General features: G+C 56.7%; 27 protein-coding genes. 15 read left to right on the top strand and 12 right to left on the bottom strand.

Annotated features, from left to right (window positions below):
• The first annotated feature begins 135 nt into the window (after nt 1-135).
• The 11 genes from uppS (at nt 136) to lpxB (ending at nt 10,742) form a co-directional block, all read left to right on the top strand.
• Nucleotides 136-822, top strand: a complete 687-nt coding sequence (gene uppS, locus DHN60_RS02405) for a polyprenyl diphosphate synthase (protein ID WP_306415966.1) — start codon at nt 136-138, stop codon at nt 820-822.
• Nucleotides 819-1,604: a phosphatidate cytidylyltransferase gene (locus DHN60_RS02400; protein WP_255415549.1), complete on the top strand. Its 786-nt coding sequence runs from the start codon at nt 819-821 to the stop codon at nt 1,602-1,604. Before uppS ends, DHN60_RS02400 begins: the two co-directional genes overlap by 4 nt.
• An 8-nt stretch (nt 1,605-1,612) precedes the next feature.
• Entirely contained in the window at nt 1,613-2,770 is a 1,158-nt protein-coding gene (dxr, locus tag DHN60_RS02395) for a 1-deoxy-D-xylulose-5-phosphate reductoisomerase (RefSeq protein WP_234423490.1), read from the top strand.
• Nucleotides 2,771-2,774: 4 nt separating this feature from the next.
• A complete protein-coding gene (gene rseP / locus DHN60_RS02390; protein ID WP_108835640.1) occupies nt 2,775-4,124 on the top strand; it encodes an RIP metalloprotease RseP in 1,350 nt (449 codons plus the stop codon).
• Nucleotides 4,125-4,221: 97 nt separating this feature from the next.
• A complete protein-coding gene (locus tag DHN60_RS22795) occupies nt 4,222-4,347 on the top strand; it encodes a hypothetical protein (protein WP_255415548.1) in 126 nt (41 codons plus the stop codon).
• 103 nt (nt 4,348-4,450) lie between these two features.
• Nucleotides 4,451-6,826 (top strand): outer membrane protein assembly factor BamA, encoded by a 2,376-nt coding sequence (bamA, locus tag DHN60_RS02385; protein ID WP_234423489.1) that lies wholly within the window; start codon nt 4,451-4,453, stop codon nt 6,824-6,826.
• A 75-nt stretch (nt 6,827-6,901) separates the two neighbouring features.
• A complete protein-coding gene (locus DHN60_RS02380) occupies nt 6,902-7,372 on the top strand; it encodes an OmpH family outer membrane protein (protein ID WP_234423488.1) in 471 nt (156 codons plus the stop codon).
• Between the two features lie 73 nt (nt 7,373-7,445).
• Nucleotides 7,446-7,910: a 3-hydroxyacyl-ACP dehydratase FabZ gene (fabZ, locus tag DHN60_RS02375; protein WP_108835638.1), complete on the top strand. Its 465-nt coding sequence runs from the start codon at nt 7,446-7,448 to the stop codon at nt 7,908-7,910.
• Nucleotides 7,907-8,695, top strand: a complete 789-nt coding sequence (gene lpxA / locus DHN60_RS02370; protein ID WP_108835637.1) for an acyl-ACP--UDP-N-acetylglucosamine O-acyltransferase — start codon at nt 7,907-7,909, stop codon at nt 8,693-8,695. Before fabZ ends, lpxA begins: the two co-directional genes overlap by 4 nt.
• On the top strand, nt 8,695-9,591 hold the full coding sequence (locus DHN60_RS02365; protein ID WP_108835636.1) for an LpxI family protein: 897 nt from the start codon (nt 8,695-8,697) through the stop codon (nt 9,589-9,591). The genes lpxA and DHN60_RS02365 overlap by 1 nt, the downstream gene beginning before the upstream one ends.
• A complete protein-coding gene (lpxB, locus tag DHN60_RS02360; RefSeq protein WP_108835635.1) occupies nt 9,579-10,742 on the top strand; it encodes a lipid-A-disaccharide synthase in 1,164 nt (387 codons plus the stop codon). Before DHN60_RS02365 ends, lpxB begins: the two co-directional genes overlap by 13 nt.
• A gap of 72 nt (nt 10,743-10,814) precedes the next feature.
• On the opposite strand, the gene tyrS is transcribed toward lpxB, so the two are convergent.
• Nucleotides 10,815-12,056, bottom strand: coding sequence for a tyrosine--tRNA ligase (tyrS, locus tag DHN60_RS02355; RefSeq protein WP_108835634.1), 1,242 nt, complete (start codon nt 12,054-12,056; stop codon nt 10,815-10,817).
• Nucleotides 12,057-12,148: 92 nt separating this feature from the next.
• Between tyrS and DHN60_RS02350 the strand changes: the two genes are divergently transcribed.
• Nucleotides 12,149-13,273, top strand: a complete 1,125-nt coding sequence (locus tag DHN60_RS02350; RefSeq protein WP_108835633.1) for an anhydro-N-acetylmuramic acid kinase — start codon at nt 12,149-12,151, stop codon at nt 13,271-13,273.
• 136 nt (nt 13,274-13,409) lie between these two features.
• On the opposite strand, the gene DHN60_RS02345 is transcribed toward DHN60_RS02350, so the two are convergent.
• Nucleotides 13,410-13,826 (bottom strand): cupin domain-containing protein, encoded by a 417-nt coding sequence (locus tag DHN60_RS02345; protein ID WP_108835632.1) that lies wholly within the window; start codon nt 13,824-13,826, stop codon nt 13,410-13,412.
• Between the two features lie 40 nt (nt 13,827-13,866).
• Here DHN60_RS02345 and DHN60_RS02340 point away from each other — a divergent pair, with 40 nt between their 5' ends.
• Complete coding sequence (locus DHN60_RS02340) at nt 13,867-14,913, top strand: FAD-binding oxidoreductase (protein WP_108835631.1); 1,047 nt, start codon at nt 13,867-13,869, stop codon at nt 14,911-14,913.
• On the opposite strand, the gene DHN60_RS02335 is transcribed toward DHN60_RS02340, so the two are convergent.
• The 5 genes from DHN60_RS02335 to DHN60_RS02315 form a co-directional block, all read right to left on the bottom strand.
• Entirely contained in the window at nt 14,901-15,413 is a 513-nt protein-coding gene (locus DHN60_RS02335; protein WP_108835630.1) for a GNAT family N-acetyltransferase, read from the bottom strand. The two genes, DHN60_RS02340 and DHN60_RS02335, sit on opposite strands and share 13 nt — an antisense overlap.
• A 10-nt stretch (nt 15,414-15,423) precedes the next feature.
• Complete coding sequence (eno, locus tag DHN60_RS02330) at nt 15,424-16,698, bottom strand: phosphopyruvate hydratase (protein ID WP_108835629.1); 1,275 nt, start codon at nt 16,696-16,698, stop codon at nt 15,424-15,426.
• A 74-nt stretch (nt 16,699-16,772) separates the two neighbouring features.
• On the bottom strand, nt 16,773-17,648 hold the full coding sequence (locus DHN60_RS02325) for a DMT family transporter (RefSeq protein ID WP_108835628.1): 876 nt from the start codon (nt 17,646-17,648) through the stop codon (nt 16,773-16,775).
• Nucleotides 17,649-17,657: 9 nt separating this feature from the next.
• The gene (locus tag DHN60_RS02320) at nt 17,658-18,350 is read right to left on the bottom strand and encodes an NYN domain-containing protein (RefSeq protein ID WP_234423487.1); all 693 of its coding nucleotides are present in this window, start codon (nt 18,348-18,350) and stop codon (nt 17,658-17,660) included.
• Nucleotides 18,351-18,369: 19 nt separating this feature from the next.
• Complete coding sequence (locus tag DHN60_RS02315) at nt 18,370-18,792, bottom strand: Fur family transcriptional regulator (protein ID WP_108835626.1); 423 nt, start codon at nt 18,790-18,792, stop codon at nt 18,370-18,372.
• A 90-nt stretch (nt 18,793-18,882) separates the two neighbouring features.
• On the opposite strand from DHN60_RS02315, the gene DHN60_RS02310 reads away from it, so the two are divergent.
• The gene (locus tag DHN60_RS02310; RefSeq protein WP_108835625.1) at nt 18,883-20,151 is read left to right on the top strand and encodes a DEAD/DEAH box helicase; all 1,269 of its coding nucleotides are present in this window, start codon (nt 18,883-18,885) and stop codon (nt 20,149-20,151) included.
• A 124-nt stretch (nt 20,152-20,275) separates the two neighbouring features.
• Here DHN60_RS02310 and DHN60_RS22950 read toward each other — a convergent pair whose 3' ends face one another.
• From DHN60_RS22950 to DHN60_RS02285, 5 genes are all read right to left on the bottom strand, one after another.
• Entirely contained in the window at nt 20,276-20,443 is a 168-nt protein-coding gene (locus DHN60_RS22950; RefSeq protein WP_368773169.1) for a helix-turn-helix domain-containing protein, read from the bottom strand.
• A 256-nt stretch (nt 20,444-20,699) separates the two neighbouring features.
• Nucleotides 20,700-21,884 (bottom strand): carbohydrate porin, encoded by a 1,185-nt coding sequence (locus tag DHN60_RS02300; RefSeq protein WP_108835623.1) that lies wholly within the window; start codon nt 21,882-21,884, stop codon nt 20,700-20,702.
• A gap of 9 nt (nt 21,885-21,893) precedes the next feature.
• The gene (locus DHN60_RS02295) at nt 21,894-22,769 is read right to left on the bottom strand and encodes a hypothetical protein (protein WP_108835622.1); all 876 of its coding nucleotides are present in this window, start codon (nt 22,767-22,769) and stop codon (nt 21,894-21,896) included.
• On the bottom strand, nt 22,766-23,542 hold the full coding sequence (locus DHN60_RS02290) for a DUF3299 domain-containing protein (RefSeq protein WP_108835621.1): 777 nt from the start codon (nt 23,540-23,542) through the stop codon (nt 22,766-22,768). Before DHN60_RS02290 ends, DHN60_RS02295 begins: the two co-directional genes overlap by 4 nt.
• 67 nt (nt 23,543-23,609) lie before the next feature.
• Nucleotides 23,610-25,007, bottom strand: a complete 1,398-nt coding sequence (locus DHN60_RS02285; RefSeq protein ID WP_199913615.1) for an amidohydrolase family protein — start codon at nt 25,005-25,007, stop codon at nt 23,610-23,612.
• Nucleotides 25,008-25,225: 218 nt separating this feature from the next.
• On the opposite strand from DHN60_RS02285, the gene DHN60_RS02280 reads away from it, so the two are divergent.
• Complete coding sequence (locus tag DHN60_RS02280; protein WP_159089086.1) at nt 25,226-26,206, top strand: AraC family transcriptional regulator; 981 nt, start codon at nt 25,226-25,228, stop codon at nt 26,204-26,206.
• The last annotated feature ends 251 nt before the right edge of the window (nt 26,207-26,457 follow it).

The following is a 26,457-nucleotide window of genomic DNA, read 5'->3' as shown; positions in this document are numbered from 1 at the left end:
AAAGAACGCAATTTCGGTTTGTCGCCTCAAACTATTAACAAGATGACTATAACCGAATGATATTATCGCCGCGTTTCAATTCTAAACAATCAGGGTTCAGACATTAAACACACCCCGCATAACGGTCCGCGTCACGTGGCCATCATTATGGACGGCAACGGCCGCTGGGCGACACAGCGCGGGCGGCCTCGTTTATTCGGGCACCACGCGGGTGCGCGGCGCGTGCGTGAAGTGGTCGAAACTTGCCCCGACATCGGTGTGAAATACCTGACCATCTTTGCCTTCTCGACAGAAAACTGGAAACGCACCCAGGTTGAGGTTGCAGGCCTCATGAACCTATTCCGCCGCTACATCATCAAAGAGGCCAAGTCCCTGACCCATTTTGGGGTGCGCGTTCGATTTATCGGCGATCGCGTCCGATTGGACGACAAACTGATCGAGTTGATGAACGAACTTGAGGAACTGACGGCAGGCAACACGGTGGTGAACCTGACCATTGCGCTCAACTACGGTGGCCGAGACGAAGTGGCGCGCGCCACCAAGCGCCTTGCCCAAGACGTGGCTGATGGCAAACTTATGCCCGAAAACGTGGATGAAGAAACGCTTCCAAAATACTTGGATACTTATGTTTTGCCCGACCCGGACTTGGTCATTCGCACCAGCGGAGAAGCGCGTATTTCCAACTTTTTGCTCTGGCAGTCTGCCTATTCAGAATACGAATTCATCGACACGCTCTGGCCCGATTTTGGGCGTGAAGAATTTACGGCGCTTTGTGCCAACTATGGCGGACGTTCGCGCCGTTATGGCGGTGTGGGCACGTGAGCGAACGTTGGTCTGACCTTGCTGTGCGCCTTGGGTCGGGCGGGCTCATGGTTGTGGTTGGGATCTGGGCGATCTGGATGGGGGGCGATGTCTTTCATGCGGTTGTCGCGCTCATATGCGGGTTAATGATCTGGGAATTGACGCGGATGCTGGCGCCGGAGACCCCCGGCCTTGCGATCCAACTGGGCGCGGTCGCCGGGCTCGCCGTGCTGCTGGCTATGTACTTGCCACTGGTGTTTGCAGCACCGTTGTTGATCGCCCCGGCCTTTGTTGGCGCCACACAGTTGCAACGATATCGTGGGCTTTTTGGTGGTTTCACCGTGATGGTTCTCGCTGCAAGCTTTGGCATGGTGCATGTGCGTGATGACTTGGGCTTTACCTGGCTCGTCTGGCTGGTCCTTATCGTTGTGGTGACTGATGTTGCCGGGTACTTTGCGGGCCGTGTGCTGGGCGGTCCCAAGTTCTGGCCGCGCGTAAGCCCCAAGAAAACATGGTCTGGCACCGCTGCTGGTTGGATCGGAGCCGCCGTTATAGGCGCGATATTTGGCCTAAATTCAGGGGTTTGGGGCGCGGTCTTTGTCGCCTCGATCTTTTTGTCGTTTGCCAGCCAAATGGGCGACATCGCCGAAAGTGCGATCAAACGCAAAGTGGGGGTCAAGGACAGCTCTGCACTGATCCCGGGGCATGGCGGCGTGCTGGACCGTTTTGACGGGATGCTTGGGGCGTCTGTTGGATTCCTGCTGATCGAACTGGCCTTTGGCTTTCCTTGGGTGGTGCAGTGACGCGGCGGGTGTCGATTTTCGGCGCCACAGGTTCGATTGGGCAAAACACGATTGATCTGATCGCGCGCGACCCCGATGCCTATGACGTTGTTGCTCTGACGGGGGCGTCAAATATTGACCGGCTGGCAAAGGATGCCAAACAGCTGAAAGCGGACGTGGCCGTAACGGCGGACCCAATGCGGCTGGAAGATTTGCGCGCTGCTTTGTCCGGATCCGGGGTTGAGGCCGCTGCCGGACATGACGCGATGATCGAGGCCGCACAACGTCCAACCGATTGGGTTATGTCTGCGATTGTTGGGGCGGCAGGGCTGCAGCCGGGTATTTGCGCGTTGGAACAGGGGGCCACACTGGCGCTGGCTAACAAGGAATCTCTTGTCTGTGCCGGAGCTTTGATACTGGCCACGGCCAAACAGCACGACGCTCGGTTACTGCCTGTAGACAGCGAACATTCAGCCGTCTTTCAAGCTTTGGTGGGCGAGGACATGGGGTCGGTTGAGCGGATCATTTTAACGGCCAGCGGCGGCGCGTTTCGCGACTGGCCGCTTGAGGATCTGGCGCAGGCGACTTTGGCGCAAGCCTCGAGCCATCCGAACTGGGATATGGGACAGCGGATCACCATCGACTCAGCGTCGATGTTCAACAAAGCATTGGAACTTATTGAAACACGAGAGTATTTCGAGGTTTCACCAAAGCAAATCGAAGTCCTTGTGCACCCCGAATCCATGATCCACGCCTTGGTGGGTTTTAACGACGGTGCTCTTATGGCGCATGTGGGACCGCCCGACATGCGCCACGCGATTGGTTATGCTCTCAATTGGCCCACGCGGCGCGCTTTGCCAGTCGAACGGCTTGATCTGGCCGCCATCGGCGCACTCACATTCCGTGCCCCGGACGAGGAGCGTTGGCCGGCACTGCGATTGGCCCGCGAGGTGATGGAGCGGGGTGGTCTGGCGGGGGCCGTGTTCAACGCCGCCAAGGAAACGGCCCTAGATGGGTTTATCGACGGCCACTTGGGCTTTACGCGCATGGCAGAGGTGGTAGACGAAGTGCTGAACACGTCCGACCCAAGCCATATTGATGCCCAAATGACCCTTGATAACGTGCAGGCGGCGGACCACATGGCCAGACAAGTCGCTAAAAACATCATCGAGCAAACAGCAGGATAACACCTTGGATATTTCGGCCCTTTTTTCCGCCTTTGGTGGCACGGCATGGACGCTTTTCTTCTTCGTGCTTGCGCTCAGCGTGATCGTCGCGATCCATGAATATGGCCACTACATCGTCGGACGTTGGTCTGGCATTCAGGCAGATGTGTTTTCGATCGGATTTGGCCCGGTCCTCTGGAGCCGAATGGACAAACGCGGCACCCGCTGGCAGATCGCCGCACTTCCTTTTGGGGGTTACGTAAAGTTTGCAGGGGACGCGAACGCGGCTTCGGGCAAGGATGAGGCCGCAATGGAAGAAGCTCAAGCAGACCCGGCTGCCCTGCGCCGTACGATGCACGGCGCTCCTTTGTGGGCGCGCGCGGCAACAGTCGCGGCAGGGCCCGTTTTCAACTTTGCGCTCTCCATCATGGTTTTTGCTATCGTGGGCTATTCCAACGGGGTGATACGCGACCCGCTGACCGTCGGTGAATTGCGCCCGCTGCCTGCCGAAGTGCAGGAATTGCAGTCGGGCGACGTGGTTTTGGCCATCGAAGGTGCGACAGTGCCCAGCATTAATGATGATGCATACAGCGACTTTATGAGCGACCTGCCAAAAAAACCTCAGTTGGAATACACGATTGAGCGGGAGGGATCCGAACGGGTGGTCATGGGGCCGTATCTGCGCCCCCCATTGGTCAGCAGTGTCAGCCCTCAAAGCGCGGCAGTGGCCGCTGATCTTGAACGTGGCGACGTGATTACGGCTGTTGATGGGGCTCCAATCTTTGCCTTTGGGCAGATCAAGGAAGCAGTCGAAGGGTCAGATGGGCGCAGCCTCAACCTGACCGTATGGCGCGATGGAACGCTCAGTGAAAAGGTACTGACACCCAAACGCGTGGATGAGCCTCAGCCGGAGGGCGGCTTTGTCACCCAGTGGCGAATCGGAATCGCAAGCGGAAACGCCTTTGAACCTGCCACCGAAGCCCCGGGTGTGGGCGAGGCGATCACCGGCGGAGTTGCACAAACATGGCGGATCATCTCCGGTTCGGTTTCTGGGCTTGGGTATATGATAACGGGCGCGATCAGCACGTGTAACCTGTCAGGCCCAATCGGCATCGCACAGGTGTCTGGCACAATGGCCAGCCAGGGGCTTGAAAGCTTTATCTGGTTCATTGCGGTTCTCTCGACCGCAGTTGGTCTGTTGAATCTTTTCCCGATACCCGCACTCGATGGGGGACACCTTGTGTTTTATGCCTATGAGGCCGTGACTGGCAAACCTCCCAGTGATGGTGCCTTGCGTGTGTTGATGACAGTGGGGTTGGCGCTGGTGCTGTCGCTCATGGTGTTTGCCCTTGGGAACGATCTGTTCTGCCCATAGCGCGTAGAATTGGGCAACCGCCCATATTCTGCCACATTTGGTTCAACTTCACGCCGCAATCGATTGTTAGCTGTCTGTCTAGGAAAAGGATGGACCCATGCAAACTATTCAAAGCGGATATCGCGGCTTGAGCCTGATCATGACGCTGAATTGGGATCGCGCTCTTTATGTCGCGACATTGGCCACAGCATTGGCTGCTGGCGCATGGCTCGGCAGTATCTGAATTTATTGACTTATCCACAGATGTAGTAGGCCAACCCGCGCAATGTCGCGGGTTTTGTGGTTTTGACAACCCTCCGCATTGCCGTTACTCACATTCTCACTGAATGTCTGAACACGTGGGGAACACCATGGGACTGGGGATGAGCGGCGTGAAAACGGTGGCTGAAAGCAGCCTTCGGCGCGTCTTTCGAGCGTTTTTGATTATTGCACTGGTTTCAGTGTGTTGGACCGCTTTTTCGGCGCCCGCATCGGCGCAGAGTTTTCGATTTAACCAGGTGGTCATCGAAGGCAACACTCGGATCGGTGATGCTGCAATCATCACACGGGCAGGAATCGCTCCGGGACAGACGGTCACAGCGGGTCAGGTCAATGACGCGTTGCAGAACCTTCAGACCAGTGGATTGTTCGAAACGGTCAGCGTTGTTCCACAGGGCTCGACCCTGCGTATCACGGTCGTCGAATTGCCCACGATCAACAGGATTTCGCTGGAAGGGAACCGACGTGTTGATGATGACGCTCTAGGTGCCGTTATCCAAAGTCAGGAACGACGTGTTCTGAACCCGGCACAGGTTGAACGGGACGCTAGTGCGATCGCCGAGGCCTATACCATTGCGGGGCGTATCGCGGCGCGGGTCAACCCCCGGATCATCAGACGTCAGGACAATCGCGTCGATCTCGTATTCGAAATTTTTGAAGGCGATGTGGTCGAGATTGAACGGATCAGCTTTGTCGGCAACCGGGTTTATTCGGACCGCCGTCTGCGCCGGGTTGTTGAGTCAAAACAGGCGGGCATCTTTCGCGCCCTGATTCAATCAGACACGTTGGTTGAGGACCGGGTCGAGTTTGATAAACAAATTCTGCAAGATTTTTATTTTTCCCGTGGTTATGTCGATTTCCGCACTCTGGGAACAAACGCACAGCTGACCGAAGAGCGTGATGGCTTCTTTCTTGTGTTCAACATTCAAGAAGGACAGCAATTCAGCTTTGGAAACGTCATAGTTTCCAGCGATCTGCCGGAAGTTAACGTAGCAAACTATCAGTCATTGGTAAAAGCCAAGCCTGGCGTGACGTATTCGCCGACGCTGGTGGACGACGAGATTTCGCGCTTAGAACGTCAGGGGCAGCGAGACGGGATCGACTTCCTGCGCGTCGAACCGCGCGTCACGCGCAACGACCGCGATCTTACGCTTGATGTGGAATTGATCCTGACTCGGGGGCCACGGGTTTTTGTCGAACGGATTGATATCGAAGGCAATACAACCACGCTGGACCGTGTGATCCGACGCCAATTCAAGATCGCGGAAGGGGACCCCTTCAATCCTCGTGAAATCAGGGATTCAGCCGAACGCATTCGCGCGTTGGATTTCTTTGCCGCCTCAAACGTAAATGCGCGCGAAGGTTCTAGACCTGATCAAGTTGTCATTGATGTTGACGTTGAAGAACAACCAACTGGATCGTTGAACTTTGGTGGGTCGTATGGTGCCGACGATGGATTTGGTCTGGTTCTGGCCTTTACTGAACGAAACTTCCTTGGACGTGGCCAGACGTTTGGCTTTAACTTCTCGACCGCGCAGGAATCCGAGCAATACGGGTTCACATTTATCGAACCATCATTCTTGGGCCGTGACGTCGCCTTTGGCCTCAATCTAAGATATTCTGAAAGCGACTCCAGCTTTGCCAACTATGACGCTGAAAACCTTCTGTTCCGCCCGAGCCTGACCTTTCCAATAAGCGAACGCGGTCGCTTAAGCGTGCGTTACACATATGATAAAGATCAGATGTTGGTCAGGAACCCGGTTACAAACGGCCCGATTGTCCAGCGGGAAATTGACGCTGGATCTCAAGTCGCCTCATCCCTCGGCTATTCGTATGTTTTTGATTCCAGAGAAGGCGGTTTGGACCCTGATGCCGGCTGGCTCTTTGAATTTGGCCAGGACTTTGCAGGACTTGGCGGCGATGCCAAATACATTCGCACCACGGCCAAAATCGTTGGCCAACGTTTTGCATTCAACAAAGATGTGATTTTGCGGGCCACGCTTGAGGGTGGGGTGCTGTCATGGAAAGAAGGCACCAACCGTACAGTAGACCGGTTTTCTGTTGGACCGAGGGTTTTTCGTGGCTTTGAACCGGGCGGCATTGGGCCACGCGATCTGAGCGCCCCAGAGAATCCTGACCCATTGGGCGGCAATCTGTTTGTTGTTGCCAGTTTTGAAGCTGAGTTCCCACTTGGTCTGCCCGAAGAATTGGGTATCCGTGGGGGCCTGTTTTACGATGTTGGCAACCTTTGGGATCTGAGTGACGTGGATCTCTCTGGCGGCAACGTTGTTGGTGAAAGCGGTTCTTTCCGTCATGTGATCGGGTTTTCGATCTTCTGGGACACTGCGATTGGCCCATTGCGTTTGAATTTCTCCAATGCGCTCAAGAAAGAAGACTTCGACGAAGAGCAGACCTTCGACCTGACCATTTCGACCACGTTCTGACGGATGGGACAGTGGCTGCGGTGGTTGTGTGTAGTACTCGCTCTGGCAGGTGCGAACAGTGCCGCTGCGCAAAACATGCGCAGCCCAATTCTCACCATAGACAGTGAACGGCTGTATCGCGAAAGCGCTTTTGGCCAACGTGTTCTTCAGGAAGTTGAGGCGCGATCCGCCAGTCTGGCCGAAGAAAACCGCACGATTGAAGAACAGCTTGAAAAGGAAGAAGCGGCGTTGACGGAGCAACGCTCTGAGATGGAGGCTGAGGAGTTTCGCGCACTGGCGGACGCCTTTGATGCCCGTGTTCAGGCAATCCGACGAGAGCGCGAGGCCAAGAGTGGCGACATCGCCTCTGAACTTGAAAGCAACCGAGACCGGTTCCTGACAGTGGCCCTGCCGATTCTTGAGGCAATCATGCTCGAGTCTGGGGCGGGCATTGTCCTGGAACAGCGCAGTGTATTCATTAGCGCCAATGCCTTCGATATCACTGACACCGCCATTGCGCGGATCAATTTCGCGCTTGGCGACGGCACCGAAAGTGCAAAGGACTAGCGGTGCTTGCTCCCTTTCGTCGCCCTTGATAGGCACAGAGAAACAACAGCTCTTAAAACAAGGCCCTTGCCAAATGTCGACCGAGATGAAGACTGCAGATATTGCACTGATCCAACGCATTCTGCCGCACCGATATCCCTTCCTTCTGGTAGACAAGGTGGTTGATATCGAAGGGTATCAATCAGCAACTGGCATCAAAAATGTCACCATGAACGAACCCCATTTTCAGGGCCATTTCCCTGAAAAGCCGATCATGCCCGGCGTGACAATCATCGAGGCGATGGCGCAGACTGCTGCCGTTATGGTCGGCACCGCCCTTGATATGGCAGACAAGAATATGCTGGTGTATTTTATGGCCATCGACAAATGCAAATTCCGCCGCATGGTGGTCCCCGGTGATGTTTTGGAACTCAAATTGACAACAACGCGCGGCAAGCCCGGCGGCAAGGTCTGGAAGTTTTCAGGTGTGGCAGAAGTGGAGGGCGATATGGCCTGTGAAGCTGAATTCACAGCGATGATGGACCTGCCCGCCGCATGAGCACCCTGGGCATCCACCCCTCTGCCGTTATCGAAGACGGCGCACAGATTGACCCCAGTGCCGAAATCGGTCCGTTTTGTGTGATCGGTTCGAATGTTGTGGTCGCCGCGGACGTGGTTCTTAAGAGCCATGTCGTTGTCACGGGACACACACAGATTGGCGAGGGCACAATTGTGTTCTCATTTGCGGTGATCGGTGAGGTGCCGCAGGATCTCAAGTTCAAAGGTGAGGCCAGCACTCTGGTCATCGGCAAGCGCAATCGAATTCGCGAACATGTCACCATGAATGGTGGCACGGCCGGGGGCGGCGGTGTGACCAAGGTCGGCGACGACGGTCTGTTCATGGCTGGTTGTCATGTGGCCCACGACGCCCAAATTGGCGACCGGGTGATTGTGGTCAATTCGGCCGCCGTTGCCGGGCATTGCGTGCTTGAGGATGATGTGATCATCGGCGGATTGTCCGGTATTCACCAATTTGTGCGCATCGGACGCGGGGCCATCATTGGCGCTGTGACAATGGTGACGAACGACGTGATCCCTTACGGTCTCGTGCAAGCCCCGCGGGGCGAATTGGATGGGCTGAACCTTGTCGGCCTCAAACGGCGTGGGGTTGCGCGCGGCGATATCACGGCCCTGCGTGCGGCGTTTCAGATGTTGGCCCAAGGTGATGGAACCTTCCACGATCGCGCCGAACGACTAGGCAAGGAATCCGAGAGCGAATATGTGCGCGAGATCGTGGCATTCGTAATGGGCGACAGCGACCGGTCGTTCCTGACACCGCGTTGATGCCTCAGGCAAACCTTGCCCTGATAGTAGGGCGCGGGGCGCTTCCAGGCGCTGTGGCCGCAGCGCAGGAAACACCACCATTAATCTGCGCCCTTCAAGGGCACGACCCGGATCACCTGGATGTAGATATCTGGTTTCGTATTGAGCATTTGGGTGGTTTTCTTGAGCAGCTGCGCGCCCACGGCGTGGCAGAGGTATGCTTTTGCGGGGCCATCACCCGCCCCGAAATTGACCCTGCCCAGATTGATGCCGCCACTGCACCGATGGTCCCGGTCCTTGCCGCCGCTGTCGCAGGGGGAGAAGACAGGGCCCTGCGCGCGGTCGTTGGTTTGTTTGAAACCGCTGGTGTCACAGTGCGCGCAGCCCATGATCTCGCACCAGATCTGCTGCCAAAGGCGGGCATGATCGGCGCCGTTCAACCGGGCCCAGATGTGGGTGCAGCGTTGCCCGCAGCACAGGCTGTGTCCGGGGCGCAGGGACAGGCTGACCTTGGTCAAGCCTGCGTTATGCGGGCAGGCCACGTGATCGCCCGAGAAGATGCGCGAGGGACAGACGCGATGCTGTCTGACCTTGTGGCCGATGCAGACGGTGCCGTTCTCGAGGATAACCCGTTTGGCGCGACAGCTGACTTGGCCGGAGAGGCGCTGGACAGCGCAGCCAATTGGCGGTCTGACCCGGACGCGCCCAACCGCGAAGGTGGTTTTTTATTCAAGGCGCCCAAGCCGGGGCAGGACCTCCGGGTTGATCTGCCAACCATTGGGCCCGACACAGTTAAGTGCGCGGCACGCGCCGGATTGGATGGGATTGTGATTGCCGCAGGCGGGGTGATGGTTCTGAACATGGCAGAGGTCCGCCGGATCCTTGATCGGGCGGGGATGTTCTTGTGGGTGCACTAAAGGTCTTTCTTGTGGCCGGAGAGCCCTCTGGTGATGCCCTTGGGGCTGCTTTGATGGCGGGGCTCAAGCAGTTGCGCCCCGATGTTGTATTTGCAGGCATCGGTGGTCCGCTGATGGAAGCGCAAGGGATGACCAGCCAGTTTGATATGTCTGAACTGAGCCTTATGGGTATCGCCGAAGTCTTGCCCAAGTACTTTCATCTCAAGCGCCGGATCGCAGAGACAGCTGACGCCGTGATCGGGCAACAACCAGATGTTCTGATCACCATCGACAGCCCCGATTTTTGCCTGCGTGTGGCCAAACTGGTCAAAGCGGGCAGCGACATCCGCACAGTGCATTACGTGGCCCCAACCGTGTGGGCGTGGCGTCCGGGGCGGGCCAAGAAAATGGCACGGATGATTGATCATGTGCTGGCGCTGTTCCCGTTCGAGCCGCCCTATATGGAAGCCGAAGGCATGGCTTGTGATTTTGTCGGGCACCCGGCGGCGAATGCTCTTCGCGCAACTGCTGATGAATGCGCGGTCTTTCGTGCAGAACATGGGCTTGCCGATGCGGACCCGCTGGTTCTGGTTTTGCCGGGATCGAGACGGGGTGAAGTGGCACGCATGGGCCCTGTTTTTGGCGAGGTGCTGGGTGCGCTGGCGAAAAGCAATCCAGACATGCGCATGATCGTGCCCGCCGCCCCAGCCGTTGCCGACGCAGTGCAGGCGTTGGTCAAGGATTGGCCAGTCCCGGCGCATATCATCGATATTCGCGGAATGGACAGCGAAACCGCTCAGGCCACCAAACGCGCGGCCTTTGCGGCAGCCGACGTGGCTCTTGCCACATCCGGCACCGTCGCGCTTGAACTGGCCGCTGCCGGGACACCGATGGTCAGCGCGTTCGATCTCAACTGGTTGAGCCGCATCATCATCCCACGCATGCTCATCACCGATACGACCTGTTTGGTTAACCTTGTAACGGACAGCCGCGTTGTGCCTGAATTGATTGGCTTTGACTTTACGGCTGACAACGTGCGCACCGCGATGGAAGGGCTGCTGGCAGATCCATCTGTTCAAGCCGAGGCCATGGAACAGACCATGGATTTATTGGGACGCGGCGGCGAGGATCCCGGGGTGCGTGCGGCGCGGGCCGTTCTGGACCGACTGTGATCTAATAAAACACACCCCAGGCGCATTACGTAATTGAATGCCCGCCAGTTCAGGCCCGAGCAGGGCAAAGTGCTAGCCCAGTTGCACCAAGGCGTGTCGCTTCTTGCCTGCAGAGAGTTTGATGGGTGAGGTCAGCGCATCTGCGTCGATCATCAGGCCTGCGTTGCTCAGCGGAGCGTCATTCAACCGGGCGCCACCTTCCGAGATCAGGCGCTTGGCCTCTTTGCCGGACCCAGCGAGGCCTGATTTGACGATGAGTTGCACAATGGAGATACCATCGCCGACATCCGCCGCGTTCAATGTGAGCGTTGGAAGATCGTCCCCGACGCCGCCCTTTTCAAACACATCGCGCGCAGTGTCTGCTGCCGCCTGCGCAGCTTGTTCTCCGTGCAAAAGGCTGGTGACTTCGGTCGCAAGCCGCACTTTGGCCTCGTTGATTTCGGACCCCTCAAGTGCGCCCAGTTTCTCACACTCGTCCAGGGGCAACTCAGTATAGAGTTTCAGGAACCGCCCGACATCCGCATCCGTGGTGTTGCGCCAGAATTGCCAGAATTCGTAAGGCGAGAGCATATCTGCGTTCAGCCAGACAGCGCCAGACTGCGATTTGCCCATCTTTTTGCCGTCCGACGTGGTCAACAGAGGGGATGTCAGGCCAAACACTTCGCCTTCAATCACGCGGCGGGTCAGGTCGATGCCGTTGACGATATTGCCCCATTGATCGCTGCCGCCCATTTGCAGGATGCAACCGTATCGGCGGTGAAGCTCCATGAAATCATAGGCTTGCAGGATCATGTAGTTGAATTCGAGGAAGGACAGGGATTGTTCGCGGTCCAGCCGGGACTTCACGCTTTCAAAGCTCAGCATCCGGTTGATCGAAAAATGCCGCCCAATGTCACGCAGGAAATCGAGGTAGTTCAGACCGTCCAGCCACTCTGCATTGTTCAGCATCTGCGCGCCTGCATCATAATCGATATAGGCAGAGAACACCTGCTTGATGCCCGCGATGTTGGCGTCGATCTGCTCGGGGCCCAGCAGGGGGCGTTCGTCGGCACGGAAAGACGGATCGCCCACCTTGGTTGTCCCACCGCCCATCAGGGTGATCGGCTTGTGCCCCGTCTTCTGGAACCAGCGCAACATCATGATCTGAATCAATGACCCCACGTGCAACGACTTGGCCGTCGCATCAAAGCCGATATAGGCCGGGTGTGATCCTTTCAGCAGAGTTTCATCAAGGCCCTGCAGGTCAGTGCAGTCGGCCAGAAACCCACGCGATTGCATCACGTGCAGGAAATCGGATCGGGGCGTGTATGTCATAGCTTGTCCTTGCGGCGGTGCTGGCCCACTCTGCAAGCACATCAGCGGGCGTGGCGCTGTCTATAAGGGGCAGGCGAGCAAAGGAAAAGGCCATGGAAAGGGTCAAAGACAAAGGGACGGTTATCCGTGCCTTGGGGGCAATGTCAGGGACGTCGCTTGACGGCGTGGATGCGGCTGTTCTTGAGACAGACGGCGTCAGCATTTCTGGCTTTGGGCCAAGCGGCTATCGCACTTATGACGCGGCCGAACAGGACGTTTTGCGCGCCGCGTTGGGCCAATGGGCTGGGCCGACACTGGAGCCGGCGCTTGAGGTCGTGATGTCCGCGCATGTCGGGCTGTTGTCCGACTTTGAAGATATCGATCTGGTTGGCTTTCATGGCCAGACTGTCGCGCATGCTCCGCGCCTTCAGGGCACGCTGCAACTAGGGGACGGGGCCGCATTGGCGGATGCGCTTCAAACACCTGTCGTTTGGGATTTCCGCTCGGCAGACGTGGAACTGGGCGGTGAGGGTGCGCCGCTTGCCCCGTTCTTTCACTTTGCCTGCGCCAAATGGATTGGGGCTGAGGTGCCTGTCGCCTTTCTGAACCTCGGCGGGGTGGGCAACATCACTTGGGTCGATCCGACACGAGATGCGCCCGAAGAGAACGGTGCGCTGCTGGCCTTTGACACGGGCCCTGCCAATGCGCCGCTGAACGATCTTATGCTGTCGCGCCTGGGTCAGCCCTATGACAAGGACGGTGCACTTGCCTCAAGTGGCACCGTTGAAGAAGGCGCACTTGAGTTGTTTCTGGCTGAGCCGTTCTTTGCACGTATGCCGCCCAAGTCGTTGGATCGAAATGACTTTGCCGAGATGGTTGGGCTCGTGCGGGAACTGAGTGATCCTGACGCCGCTGCCACCCTGACGGCCATGTGCGCCGCAGGGGTCGCCGAAGCGATGCAGCATTGCCCCAGTCCACCCACATCCGTTCTGGTGACCGGTGGCGGGCGTCAAAACCCGGTTTTGATGAAGATGCTTGAGGTGTCGCTTGATTGCCCTGTGAAACCGGTTGAGGCGGTTGGCCTTGATGGGGATATGCTCGAAGCGCAAGCCTTTGCCTATCTGGCGGTCCGCGTGGCGCGCGGAATGCCAACGTCCTGTCCCGGGACAACGGGCGTGCGGGCGGCTGTGGGTGGCGGCACGCTCAGCGCTCCAAACCGCGTGCTTAGTCTGCCGTAAACTTCGTATGGCGCTGTGCCTTGGGGAGGGAAATTGAGGTGCGCCAATGACCCAGACGCGTTGGTCTATAGCACACGCATTTCCGTTAGCGCCACCTTGGTTTCAGAGGGCAGGGCAGACAGGACCGTCTGATGGGTCATCGCGGTATATCGAACCCGGGTGGAGCCAGCGTAAAACCTTCGAACTGGAAACCCGGCGAGACTGTGCAAGAGACAAGCGTATATGCCCCGGTGCTGCGCGCCGCCTGCCAATGCCCTTCAGGCACAATGATCTGCGGTGCTCCCGCGCTCAGATCGGGGGTCAGGATATGATCCACCGCCGGGCCTTCATGGGTACCGCTGAGCGACAAAACCAAAGGAGCGCCGGAATGGAACAACCAGATCTCGGTTGCATCAACCTTGTGCCAGTGGCTGGATTCGCAGTCGGCCAACAGAAAGTAGATGCAGGTACCGCAGGGTCGCCCATCGCCTGATCCTACCCATGTCTGGCGGTAGTGACCGCCCTCCGGGTGAGGCGAAAGGCCAAGGTGGTCGATGATCTCTTGTGCCGTCATGGGGCAACGGTAGGGTGGGCGCAAACGGAGGACAAGTGCCATGCATGTGGTGATCATCGGCGGAGGCATCATCGGGGCAACGCTTGCGCATCGATTGGGCGAAGTGGGGGCGCGCGTTACGGTGATCGAGGGCGCAGGAGGGGCAACGCCGGCTTCCTTTGGATGGATCAACGCCAGCTTCTATCTGAACGACGACCACTTTGTCTTGCGCGCGGCTGGCCTTGATGCGTGGAAGCGATTGGGCGGGCATGTCACGTGGTCAGGGTGTCTGTGCTGGGAAGAGACAGGCGACGCCTTTGACGCCCAACGGGATAGGCTTTCCACGATAGGCTACAATGTTGAGGAGGTCGACGCACAAGGGTTTGCTGCACTCGAACCAAACATCCAAGCACCCGAACGTGCATTGCGTTTTGCACAGGAAGGGGTGGCCGCGCCCGCCCAAGTGGTCGAAGCGTTGTTGTCGGGCGTGCGTCGGATCACGGGCGTGCATGTGAAAGGCATCGCAACGTCCGGGGATACCGTCACTGGCGTTGAAACGGCACAGGGTCTGATCCCAGCCGACCGGGTCGTCGTGGCCGCCGGGACTGGCAGTCCGTCGATTTTGAGCACAGTGGGTGTGAACTTGCCGATGCTGGAGCGTCCCGGTCTGATGCTGCGCACAGCACCTGTTCCACAACTGATGCAGCACATCCTTGTCACGCCGGGGCAGGAAGTGCGGCAGGACGCGCAGGGCCATATCTGGGCACCCACTGCCGCCAACCACCAAGGCGACGATACCGAGGAGATTACAACGCGTCCTGACCTGCTCGCGGACGCGGCATTGGTCCGGCTTCAATCCATGCTGCCCGATCACCCGCTGGTTTGGGACCGCGTGATGTTGGCCGCGCGTCCTGTGCCGCAAGACGGATTACCGGTCATAGGGGCCTGCGGGCCCGCGGGTCTGTTTGCGGCCGTGATGCATTCGGGGGTGACGCTAGCGGCAATCACTGCCGAACTGTTGGCCCCACAAGTCATGAATGCGACGCTGAGTAATGCACAGAGCGCATTGGCTGCGCCATTTACCCCGGACCGATTTCAAAGCGGGTAGTCGTAAAACCTGAGGTATTGGTCATGGGTCGGATCAACCTCGTAGAACGGATCACAAGGGGCGAACCCCATCTGTTCATGGAGCGCGATCGCTTGGGTCAGAGGCGTGATAGTATCCAACACCATGCGCGAATATCCATCTTTGCGCGCCGCCGCGATGGCGGCGCCCACAAGCGCGCGCCCGGCACCACTGCCACGGATTTCGGTATCAACGTAAACACGTTTGATTTCCGTCACGCCGGGTGTGGCGAGAGGGTAATACATCGCACACCCGACGACTTCATTTCCAAAGGACGCCAACAGGATGTCGCCAGTGGGACGAGCATGGATGCGCGGTAGGTCTTGGATCAAATCACGATAAGTGGGTTGATCAAGATATGAAGCGAGGACGTGAGGAAAGGCGTGCGACCGCTCAAGCAACAAATCCCGATAGGCCCAGCACAAGCGCGCGACATCAGCATTATCCGCTAATGTCGCGCTGCGTATGGTAAGATCAGTCACCGACCGGGCGTTACTTCAGGATCGAGCGGCCTGCATATTCCGCGCTTTCGCCCAGCGTCTCTTCGATCCGGATCAACTGATTGTACTTGGCCAAACGGTCCGAACGCGACAGCGATCCAGTTTTGATTTGCCCACAGTTGGTTGCGACGGCGAGATCGGCGATGGTCGCATCTTCCGTTTCACCGGAACGGTGGCTCATTACATTGGTAAACCGGGCGCGGTGCGCCATGTCGACTGCTTTAAGAGTTTCGGTCAACGTACCGATCTGGTTGACTTTTACCAACATGGAGTTGGCCGAACCTTTTTCGATGCCTGTCGCCAGACGCTCTGGATTGGTGACAAAAAGATCGTCCCCGACCAACTGCACGCGATCACCGATGGTGTCCGTCAACAGCTTCCAACCGTCCCAGTCGTCTTCTCCCATACCATCCTCAATCGAGATGATGGGGTAATCGTCTACCAGTGCTGCAAGGTAGGCCGCGTTTTCTGCGGAGGTCAGTGTCTTTCCTTCGCCGGCCATGACGTAGGCGCCATCCTTGTAGTATTCTGTAGCTGCGCAATCGAGCGCGAGGTAGATTTCCTCGCCCGGTGTGTACCCGGCCTTTTCAATTGATTTCATAATGAAATCAAGCGCGTCACGGGTGGAGTTGATTGCTGGAGCAAAGCCACCTTCGTCTCCGATCCCGGTCGCATATCCGGCCGCAGTCAGTTCTTTTTTCAGCGTGTGGAATACTTCTGATCCCATGCGAATGGCCTCGCGGATATTGTCCGCAGCCACCGGCATGATCATGAATTCCTGAATGTCGATGGGGTTATCAGCGTGTTCGCCGCCGTTGATGATGTTCATCATCGGCACGGGCAAAACGCGGGCGGATGTGCCGCCAACGTAGCGGAACAGCGGCTGCTGCGTGTAATCCGCAGCGGCCTTGGCCACGGCCAGCGAGACGCCAAGAATAGCGTTTGCGCCCAGACGTGCCTTGTTCGGTGTGCCGTCCAATTCGATCATGACGTGGTCGATCTCGACCTGTTCAGTAGCGTCAATGCCCACCAGTGCCTCTGCGATCTCGCCGTTTACGGCAGCGACCGCCTCAAGCACGCCTTTGCCCATGTAGCGGCTTTTGTCGCCGTCGCGCTTTTCCACCGCTTCATGCGCTCCCGTAGAGGCACCGGAAGGGACAGCTGCGCGGCCCATTGTGCCGTCTTCGAGGGTAACGTCGACTTCGACTGTGGGGTTGCCCCGGCTGTCGAGGATTTCGCGGGCGTAAATGTCGATGATGGTGCTCATGGATGACGTCTCCGGGAGGGTTGGCGTAAATTTGATTAGCGTCTAGCGCGATGTGAGCGCTAGCAAAAGGGGGGTCAGGCGCTGGCCTGTGATTTTAGCACCTGTTCGCGCCATAGGGTATAGAGGCCGGAAGCAACGATAATCGCTGCCCCAATCAGGGTCAGCGCATCCGGATTCTCACCAAACAGCGCCATGGCGATGATCAATGCAAAGATCATACGTGAATAGCGAAAGGGCGTGACGAACCCAATGTCGCCAATCCGCATGGCGTAAGTGATCGCAAAATAGCTGATGGCCCCAATCAGGACTGCGGCGCCAAGAAGCCCGGATTGCAGCCCATTTGGCATGACCGGAGCGACCCCACCAAAGGTCAGCAGGATGACCGAAGCAGGGATGAGCGTCAGAAACGCAAGAAAGCTCAATTGCATCGAACTGATCGCAAAGGTCACCCGTCGCGTAGCGAGATCCCGAACTGCCAGCCCCAACACACCCAACACGGCAAAAAGAGACAGCCAGTCAAACCCATCCGTGCCAGGCCGAATGATCATCAACACACCGCCAAACCCGACCAGGATCGCGCCCCAGCGCCGCCAGCCCACTGGTTCGCGGAAAAACACGGCCGCTCCAAGCGTGACCAGCAAGGGGGCAGCTTGGAGAATGGCCGAGGCCGTAGACAAAGGGATCAAGGCAAGAGCTGTGACGAAGCCCAAAGTGCCCAACAATTCGGCCAGATTTCGCAAAAGCACTGGGCGCGCCAAAAAGCTCGCCTGCCAAAGAGACTGGCGCTGCACACGACACAGAACAGCAAAGACAGTGGCCCCGCCGATCCCAAGAAGACCGATGATTTGACCAACAGGCAAAGCGCCGGACAGCAGTTTGATCAAAGCGTCTTCGATCGCAAAGCCAAGCATGGCCAGCACCATGATCGCTGCGCCGCGCAAATTGTCCATGTTTTGCCTTTACTGCGCCAACCGAAGCATCAACTGATTGCCCTGCTTGCGCGTTTCTACTCCTTTGAGCGAGTCCACAAGGGCTGACAGCTTTCGATGTCCATAAGTGCGCGTATCAAAATCGGGATGCGCGTTCTGGATGGCCTGACCAATCTGACCCAACGCATACCAGTCATCGTCCTGGTCGATCTTGTCCATGGCGGCCTCAATCAGGGGCAGAGCGGACTTGGGGGCTTCGCGACTGGTTGTCGCCTGTGGTTCGTCAAGAAGGTTTTCAATGAGGATAAAACGGTTGCAGACATTGCGCAGCGCTTCGGGGGCCTTGGCCTCGCCGATGCCAATCACGGTCAGCCCGTCTTCTCGCAGGCGGTTGGCAAGGGCTGTAAAATCACTGTCTGACGAGACGATGACAAATCCGTCAAAGCGCCTCCCGTGCAGGATGTCCATGGCGTCAATCACAAGGCCGATGTCGCTGGCATTCTTGCCCGTGGTGTTGGACGTATCCTGATGGGCGACCAGCCCCAGTTCCAGAATGCGGGCTGACCACGCGTTCAGTCGTCCCGAGGTCCAGTCACCATACACACGCCGCAGGGCAGGTTCGCCAATTGATGTCACTTCGCGCAAGATCGCGTCAGCGAATTTGGCGGGCACGTTGTCGGCATCGATCAATACAGCCAACAAAGGGCGGTTTCGGTCACTCACAGGTTTTCCTTTTTCACGCTCAGAGATTTTTTTTTGGCACGCCATAAAGCTCAAGGCGGTGACCGCGCAGCTCATACCCAAGTTTTTGGGCGATCTTTTCCTGCAAGGCCTCGATCTCTGCATCCATAAATTCGATCACTTCGCCCGAATTCATGTCTATCAGGTGGTCGTGGTGTTCGCGCTCGGCATCTTCATAGCGCGCGCGCCCGTCGCCGAATTCCAGCTTGTCCAGAATACCAGCCTCTTCAAACAGCTTAACCGTACGATAGACCGTGGCGATCGAGATGCCGGAATCCACAGCACTTGCGCGATTGTAAAGCTCTTCGACGTCCGGATGGTCGTCAGAAGATTCCAATACTTCGGCAATCACCCGGCGCGGGTGGGTCATGCGCAGACCATTGGCTTCGCTTCGCTGGGTGATGGTGGGGCGTTTGGCACTCATGGGTCTTGGTTTAGCGAAGGATTGCCGCTTGCACAATTCGCTATCCCCGTTTGCGGTTGACGCCATGCGGGGATGGGTCCAAGGGGGGCCATGAGCGATTTTGACATGATGAACCTGCCGGACGCATTGCGTGCGCGCGTTGCAGAGATGGGTCTGACGGACCCGACCCCCATTCAGGCCCAGGCGATCCCGCATGCGATGAATGGGCGCGATGTGATGGGGTTGGCCCAAACCGGCACCGGAAAAACGGCTGCCTTTGGCATTCCACTGATTGCGCGACTGATGGAAGAGGGCGCACGTGCTGCCCCCAAAACGGCCCGCGGCCTGATCCTTGCGCCGACACGTGAATTGGCGGGGCAGATTGCGACTGTGCTGCGTGCCCTCACGGATATGAAAGTGCAGATCGTGGTGGGTGGTGTGTCCATTAATCCGCAGATCCAACGGCTGTCCAAAGGCGTCGACATTCTGGTCGCCACGCCCGGGCGCTTGCTTGATCTGGTGGATCGCCGTGCCGTGCGTCTTGATCAGACCGGGTTTTTGGTGCTGGACGAGGCGGACCAGATGCTGGACCTTGGCTTTGTTCATGACTTGCGCAAGATCGCGTCGATGATGGGTGAAGATCGCCAGACCATGCTGTTTTCCGCGACGATGCCCAAACAGATGGCCGAGATCGCGGGTTCCTACCTGCGCAGCCCGATCCGGGTGGAAGTGTCTCCTCCCGGCAAGGCCGCCGACAAAGTCACCCAAGCCATCCACTTTATCGCCAAGGCTGAAAAGACTGCACTGCTGATCGAGCTGATGTCCGAACACAAAGATGAGCGCGCACTAGTCTTCACCCGCACCAAACACGGGGCCGACCGTCTTGCCCGTGCAGTGGAGAAAAAGGGCTTTGCCGTTGCCGCCATCCACGGTGACAAGAGGCAAGGACAGCGCGACCGCGCGCTGGCCGCGTTCAAGGCGAGCGAGGTCAAGGTGCTGGTGGCCACGGATGTGGCGGCGCGGGGCCTGGACATTCCAGACGTCAAGCACGTCTACAACTTTGATCTGCCCAACGTACCCGAGGCATATGTGCACCGCATTGGTCGTACAGCCCGCGCTGGTAAGGACGGCGCCGCGATCGCGTTTTGCGCGCCCGACGAGATGGATCAGCTCAAAGACATTCAGAAGGTACTGAAAACGGCCATTCCGGTGGCCTCTGGCCGCCCTTGGGAGCCTGTGGATGACCCGACCGCAAGGAAGCCTGGCGGCGGTGGCCGGGGCAGGGGACGCGGACGCCCCGGTGGTGGTCGTCCCGGCGGTGCGCCAGGTGGGGCCAAGCCGGGCAACCGACGTCGACGCAAACCCAAGCCCAAGACGTAACGAGAATTGGTTTGAATCTTTCCCGCCGTTCTGCACTGAGCAGGAAGTCGCGGTCAGAGTCGAACACAAGGTCGGGAAACTTGCGCAAGGTCCATTCAGTCGCAGCAAGAAGATCAAAAGGAGCCTAACGGGTCCTTCGAAAGTCACGTGGTGATTTGCCAGTCCAACCTCGAAACGCGTGCGTGAAGTTCGAACTGTTTGTATATCCAAGACGCGAAGCGATGTGGTCGACAGACTCCTCGCTCTCACTCACCAGTTCGAACGCGCGTCTTTGCCGCACATCGTCTCTGATACTCGAAATGGCGTAGCGATGCCCTGTTACATCAAAATTGAGAAAATAGTTTATACAACAATCGGTTGTGATGTGCGGTTAATGTGCTTTTTCACAGTCAAAAGCCAGCAAAGCAAAGATCTTAACCATTTGTCATAATGGTTCAAAGTTGGTTTTTCTTTGCATCACTGCAAGACACATTCGGACCCATAAATGCCTTCTCAAGTATTAGCCACTTAAGGAAAATTGGCTTTCTTAGAGGTCATTACCTTCTAGGTCAGAAGACAATCCGTGCACGCAGCCCGAATACCGTGAGGCTGGACTTGTCAGTGGCAAGCAAGGGGTCTGAGATGTACTGAATCGAAGGTGTGATCTGTAGGTTGGGTGAAATGGAGAACCTGTAAAACGCCTCAATCGTTTTCTGGTCGCCAGAGATACCATTTGCTTCGGCCCAATTGAATCCGATTCCGGCCAAATCTGTGTTTCGGGCGAAATACCCCAAGCCCATCGACACCGATTTATCATAAAGCGCTGCCCGACCTTTGGATGTTCCAGCACGAAAGAATGGCATCCACTTGTTCCCTACAAACCATGCCGCCGAAAAGCTGGCGCCATAATCTTCGAGGCGGCTGCCGTCATCGGCCGCGTCCGCATGCCAGAATGTGAAGTGGATGTTATCGAAATAGACGCGATCAAACCCGCTGGTGTAGCCAATTTCCACACTCTTGAAGAGTTCACCGTCAGAGAAGACATCCAGGTCAGGACTGGAGGGGTCAGCGTTTGCATCGGCAACCGAAGCCGTCAAATAGTAGTTCGCTCCCAGTTTAACGCCCCCAGCAATGCCAAAGCCCGGGTTTGGTGCGTTGATCGTGGGGTTCGTATTGAAGGCCAGGTTTTGGAAGGCGGTGTAGGGGCTGACCAACCCATAGATGTCCAGAAAGTCCGTTACATCCAGAATGCCGAATTGTAGCGTCCATGACCCATCTGCCGCACGCTGGGTCCAGAACAGGTTGGTCAGAAGCGTACCATTGTCATTAAAAGCCGTGCCAGTGATTGACAGCGCGCCCGCATCAAACCCTAAGTTTTGAGGCGCCACATCTCCGTAAGCGTGCCGATCTTCCAGTTTGAATGTCAGACTTCCGCGATCGGTCGCCTGCCAGGACCCATAGAGTCGGAAAATCCCGCCCGACGCGTTTCCTTCGCCCAAATCAGAGTTCGTTGTCTGTCCCAACGCCAAATAGTCCAAGTTAAAGCGAAAACCTTGTTCTGCAAGGCCTTCCTTCCACTCAAAATAGCTCGGCGCGACGTTCACCGGAAAGTCCGACCGGAACTGCGGATCAGTCAGACCATCGCCGGGTTGCAAATCTGCCTCGACCGAAGATGGTCCGCCTAGGCCCTGAGCAAATGCAGAACACGCAAGGCAGACGAGAACTGACGCGGCGGAGAGCGATCTGCAGAGCATGTGAGAACCTTATCTGATGGGCGCCAGAACCGCGGCGCGTGTGACCTCGTCCACGGGTGGTGACGGTGGATTGGGTTGAAACGGGTTGCTTATGACTGGGCTGAACGTGAACGTGTATTTCCAGTCCGAAGCAAAGGCATCAGGGGCTATGACGCTTTTCTCGATGCCTGCGTTGAGTTTGATCAGCTGGTTCCCAATCGCCGTTGTTTTGGCGACTTGAATGCCGAATGGGACTGTCCAGGCGTCATCACTGTCCGCGTTCCAATCGTAGGTGATCGTGGGACCGGTTCCGATTTGCCATCCGTTGCCCAGCCCGTAGAACAAGAAATACTGAAGCGAGGTGATGGACACATCAGGCCCGCTTCCACCGACTTTTTCGTTGTGAAAGGGAAAGAAGCCCCAGACGCCCCAGTCTTGTGTCTTTACTGCCAGCGCACTTGGGCCCAGCAGCCAGTTATCTGACGAAATGCCACTGCCTGTTGGTATCAAACCAACCAAACCGGCCCCAAAGGTCCAGCCATTGTTGTTCCAAGAATACAGCAGATCATACGGGATATCGCCGAATTGGCTTAGATCCGAGAACCCAGTGGGCGAGGCAATGGGTTGATCCAAGACATACGAAAATGCCGGACGGAAGATCAGGTTGTTTCCGTTCTCCAATATGAACGGAAAGACGGGTTGGAATGTCGCTGTCAAACTGTCCTGATCATCTGCACCGGGCAGATCACCGTCAAAGGTGCGATACTCCAGCTTGAAATTCAGGGTCGCGTTTGCAGCCCCCGGATTTGAAAGCTCTTTTGCAAGATCATCAATGTTTGGGCCCACTTGCGCAAAGGCCGGTGCTGCCAGCATCAGCGGCAGGGCGGTCGCGATGAGGTGTCTCATTCTGACACTCCTTGTTTTGGACCGTACAGCTTCCCAGATGCGCGCAGCCGTTTAGCGTGGGATGTCGCCCAGTCATTCGCCTGTTGGCTTTTCCGCATGTCTTCAATCGTTTCGACCTGAGTAACATCAAGGACATAGCTGGCGTTCATTTGCACCGAACCATCGACAATGTGGAAACTCTGCTGCGTCTCTTCGATGCTCAGTTTTCCTGTCAGTCGTACAGGTTCGTGCAACGTTTTTGGGCTCCAGTCACCTTCGACCACCGCACGCACCATCTGGTTGGCGTTTGGTGGCGGCATATGGCTGCACATGCCCCGCTCTGGCACGAGATAAACAATCCGCGTCCCATCGTCTTCCGGTGGCGCCTGAATGGCAAAGCCGGCCAGCGTCACCGTTTTCCCATCGAGCAGCGGGTTGGCTGCGGTTGCTGCTTTCTGGCGCCGCTCTGCAACAATCCAACGCTGCGAGATCAGCCAGTCGGCGTCAATTTCTGCCTCAGCGAGCCGGGCAAGTGTTTCGTTCAGAGCAGTCTCGGCTTCTGTACGGGCGTCATCGGTCAGGGACGGGTTTTCCAAATCTTGTCGTTTTTGAAAAACTGTTCTGACATCGAAGATTTGATCGTAGCTCAGGTCTCTAAATGGGTCCTCAAACGTTTGCGCGGACTGGTTTATCAAATCATCCCAATCCACCGGTCGGTTTTCTGTGGCTGAGACCAACGTTGCAGACAAAACGAGGGCGGCGGCCACCCGAATGCCAATAGACACAATGTTCATATCAATCTGACCCTTGTTCGAAGAAGTGTGCAGGGCGGCCGAGGTATTGAACCGCCCCGCAATCTCATCAGTCCAGCGTGTTTTTGTAAATCACGCCATCCTTCATGATGATACGTATGGTTTCTGGGCTGTCGGGACGTGGGTCTGCGCCGAACCACTGGTCTCCGGTGCCAACTACCGAGAAGTCCTCGAGCGGATTTCCGTCGAGCAACAGAATGTCGGCATAGGCGCCTTCCTCGATCACTCCTAGCTTGGCGTCAGGATAGGGGTTCATGAAGCTTCCCGACAGCGCTGCGATTTCTCCGCCGATCGACGTTAGCGTCAGCATCGATTGATAGGGTCCGAAAAAGTCATTGTTCAGGTGCTTTTCATACGCAATCTGAATGTTGCAAGCTTCAACAGACCCAACGCAATCTGTCTGGAAGCCGCGTGGCACGGGGCATTCTTTCATGTTCGGAATGTAATTGGCAAATGTCGCCGAAGCAGATTTCGCTTTCGCGAGGCTAGACGCTTGGTTCTTGACGGCGGGTACATCGAGAAGGCCTGGGTCAAAAGCCGTCAAATTGGTCGTGATGTAAGCCCCTTTCTCTTTCATTACTTTCGCGATGTCACAGTCGAATGAGAAGCCGTGCTCGATGGACATGACACCCGCATCGAGCGCGTTCATGATGGCTTCCTTACGATAGGCATGCGCCATCACATAGCTCTCATATTCAGCTGCAACTTGCACTGCCGCAGCGATTTCTTCCGGTGCTCCGGCCAGCAATTGCCATGGGTCGAATGCCGAGACCACGCCGCCTGAGATCATGAACTTCAATTGGGTGGCTCCCATGCGGAAGTTGTTGCGGCCATAAAGGTATACGTCGTCCACACCGGTGACTTCCTGAGACAAATTCAGGCGACCGAAATTTGTCGAACCCCCGGGTGGTGATGTGAAGGTGGCAAAATCCGCGTGGCCGCCGCGCGTCCCAATAAAGGCACCAGAAGGGTAGAAACGAGGCCCAACGATCTGGCCAGAGTCGATGGCGCGACGAAGTCCACCGTTGGCGCCTCCGGCGTCACGCACCGTCGTAAATCCCTGCATGAGGTACATCTCTGCCATTCTTGTGCCGTGGATACCGAAGTCTTCCCAAGTCGTGTCGGCCTCCATCGCTGAAAGGGAGGGGCCCATAAGCATCAGGTGCGCGTGGTTCTCGATGAAGCCCGGCGTAAGCGTTTGGCCGTCACCGTCGATGACGGTCGCATCCGGTGCATCAATCGCGTCGGAAGACACCGTCTTGATCAGGTTGCCTTCAACCAGAACGCTGGCGTTTTCGATTAGAGCTTCATTCACTCCGTCAAAGACATTCACGTTGGTGAACAGAGTTTGCGGCAAGGCTTCATCGTCTTGTGCCATGCCTGCGTGCGGCGCGAACGCCAGTACAAAGCTGGCAACTACGCCAGCAAGAAAGCTGCTGTTTTTCATGTGGAAACCCCCGGTTAGTCATTTGTCCATAAAGACGGATGCCTAGTTAAACACAGAAATCCAAAATATTCCGGTCATTTTCAGACACCAGTTAAGTAATATGGCACTTTATGATCGGTTTGGAGAAGTTTTTATTGACCTGAAGACATGGTCACTGCTGAAGTTGCCCATCAACGGAGTTTTTTTAACAAGTGTCCGACTCGCTTCCTTTGGTTCAATTGCAACTCATTGCACCAATTCTGACTGCCTTGACTGCGCGGGGTATTGATCCGGAAACCGTTCTCGAAAGCGCCGGTCTGACGGTGTCTGCGGTCGAGCAGCCGGGGTCGACGGTGCATGTGATGGTCATCCACCAATTCCTTGAAAACTGTGCCATTTTCGCCAATGACAAGTCATTTTGCGCCACGGTAGGCGCCAGTCTGGACACGACAGGCTGGCCGATGATTCAAAAAGCGATGGCTGACGCGAGAACTCTTGGCGAAATGCTCACCATTTATGTGACGCTTGTCTCGCAAGTGGCGTCCTCAGTGACGCCATTCTTGGATATCAGAGGCGACATGGCTGTGTTTGGGGAGCGCCGAAGGTTCAAACCTCTGGTCTTACCGGCTCAAAACGACGGGTTCATGATCAGTCTAAAGCTCTCAATGATCGAAATTGCCGTGGGAGAGCAGTTGGATGGCACCAATGTCTCGCTTGTTGTGAGCGATCCAAGCGTTCTACCAAAGCCGATGACGCGTTTTCAGGTCTTAAAAGGCGATGAAATGGGCTCAAAGATCCAGTTTCCGTCGGAGTGGTTAAATACTCCGCTATCTGCACATCCAACAACCAAGAAACCAGAGACCATTCAGCATAAAGTTTCCGATTCAAGCTTTTTGGCGAGTTTTCGTACGCTGTTGCGCCAGCAAGTTCCGATGGGCGGCATAAGTGCTGAACAAGCCGCCCAATTGGTTCATTTGAACACCAGAACGCTGTCTCGGCGGCTTGCAAAATTTGGCACAACAACAACGAAAGAAGTGTTGGCCGCGAAAATTGAATACGCTCAGAATGCATTGGAGAGATCCAATCGCAGCGCTGAGGAGATCGCCTTTGATCTTGGGTATTCGGACCCATCCAATTTTTCCCGCGCGTTTGCAAAAGTTGCCGGGACATCGCCTTCCAAGTATCGCGCGCAGCATCGAAAGTCTCACAGCAAAGATTGATGCCATTCCACTGCAACTTATGCGGCAATTTTGTCGGCATTTCTTGGTGGGCAGGTCATGCGTCCCTGATGCAAAAACCAAAGTGACTCGGTTTTTACATCGCTCACCAGTGATGTGTCTGCGACCGGTTGGCGTGCGCCCTGGTCGACCGAGGCGAGGAAATTTAAAAATGGATGCTGTGCCTGGTTAAGCACCCATTCCACACAAATCTTTATCCCAGTTTTTTATGTCCGGGCACGGGACGCGCGTTG

The sequence above is a fragment of the Tateyamaria sp. Alg231-49 genome (genome assembly GCF_900143535.1).
In the GTDB taxonomy this organism is placed as follows: domain Bacteria; phylum Pseudomonadota; class Alphaproteobacteria; order Rhodobacterales; family Rhodobacteraceae; genus Tateyamaria.
This window is presented reverse-complemented; position numbering and strand designations above follow the sequence as displayed.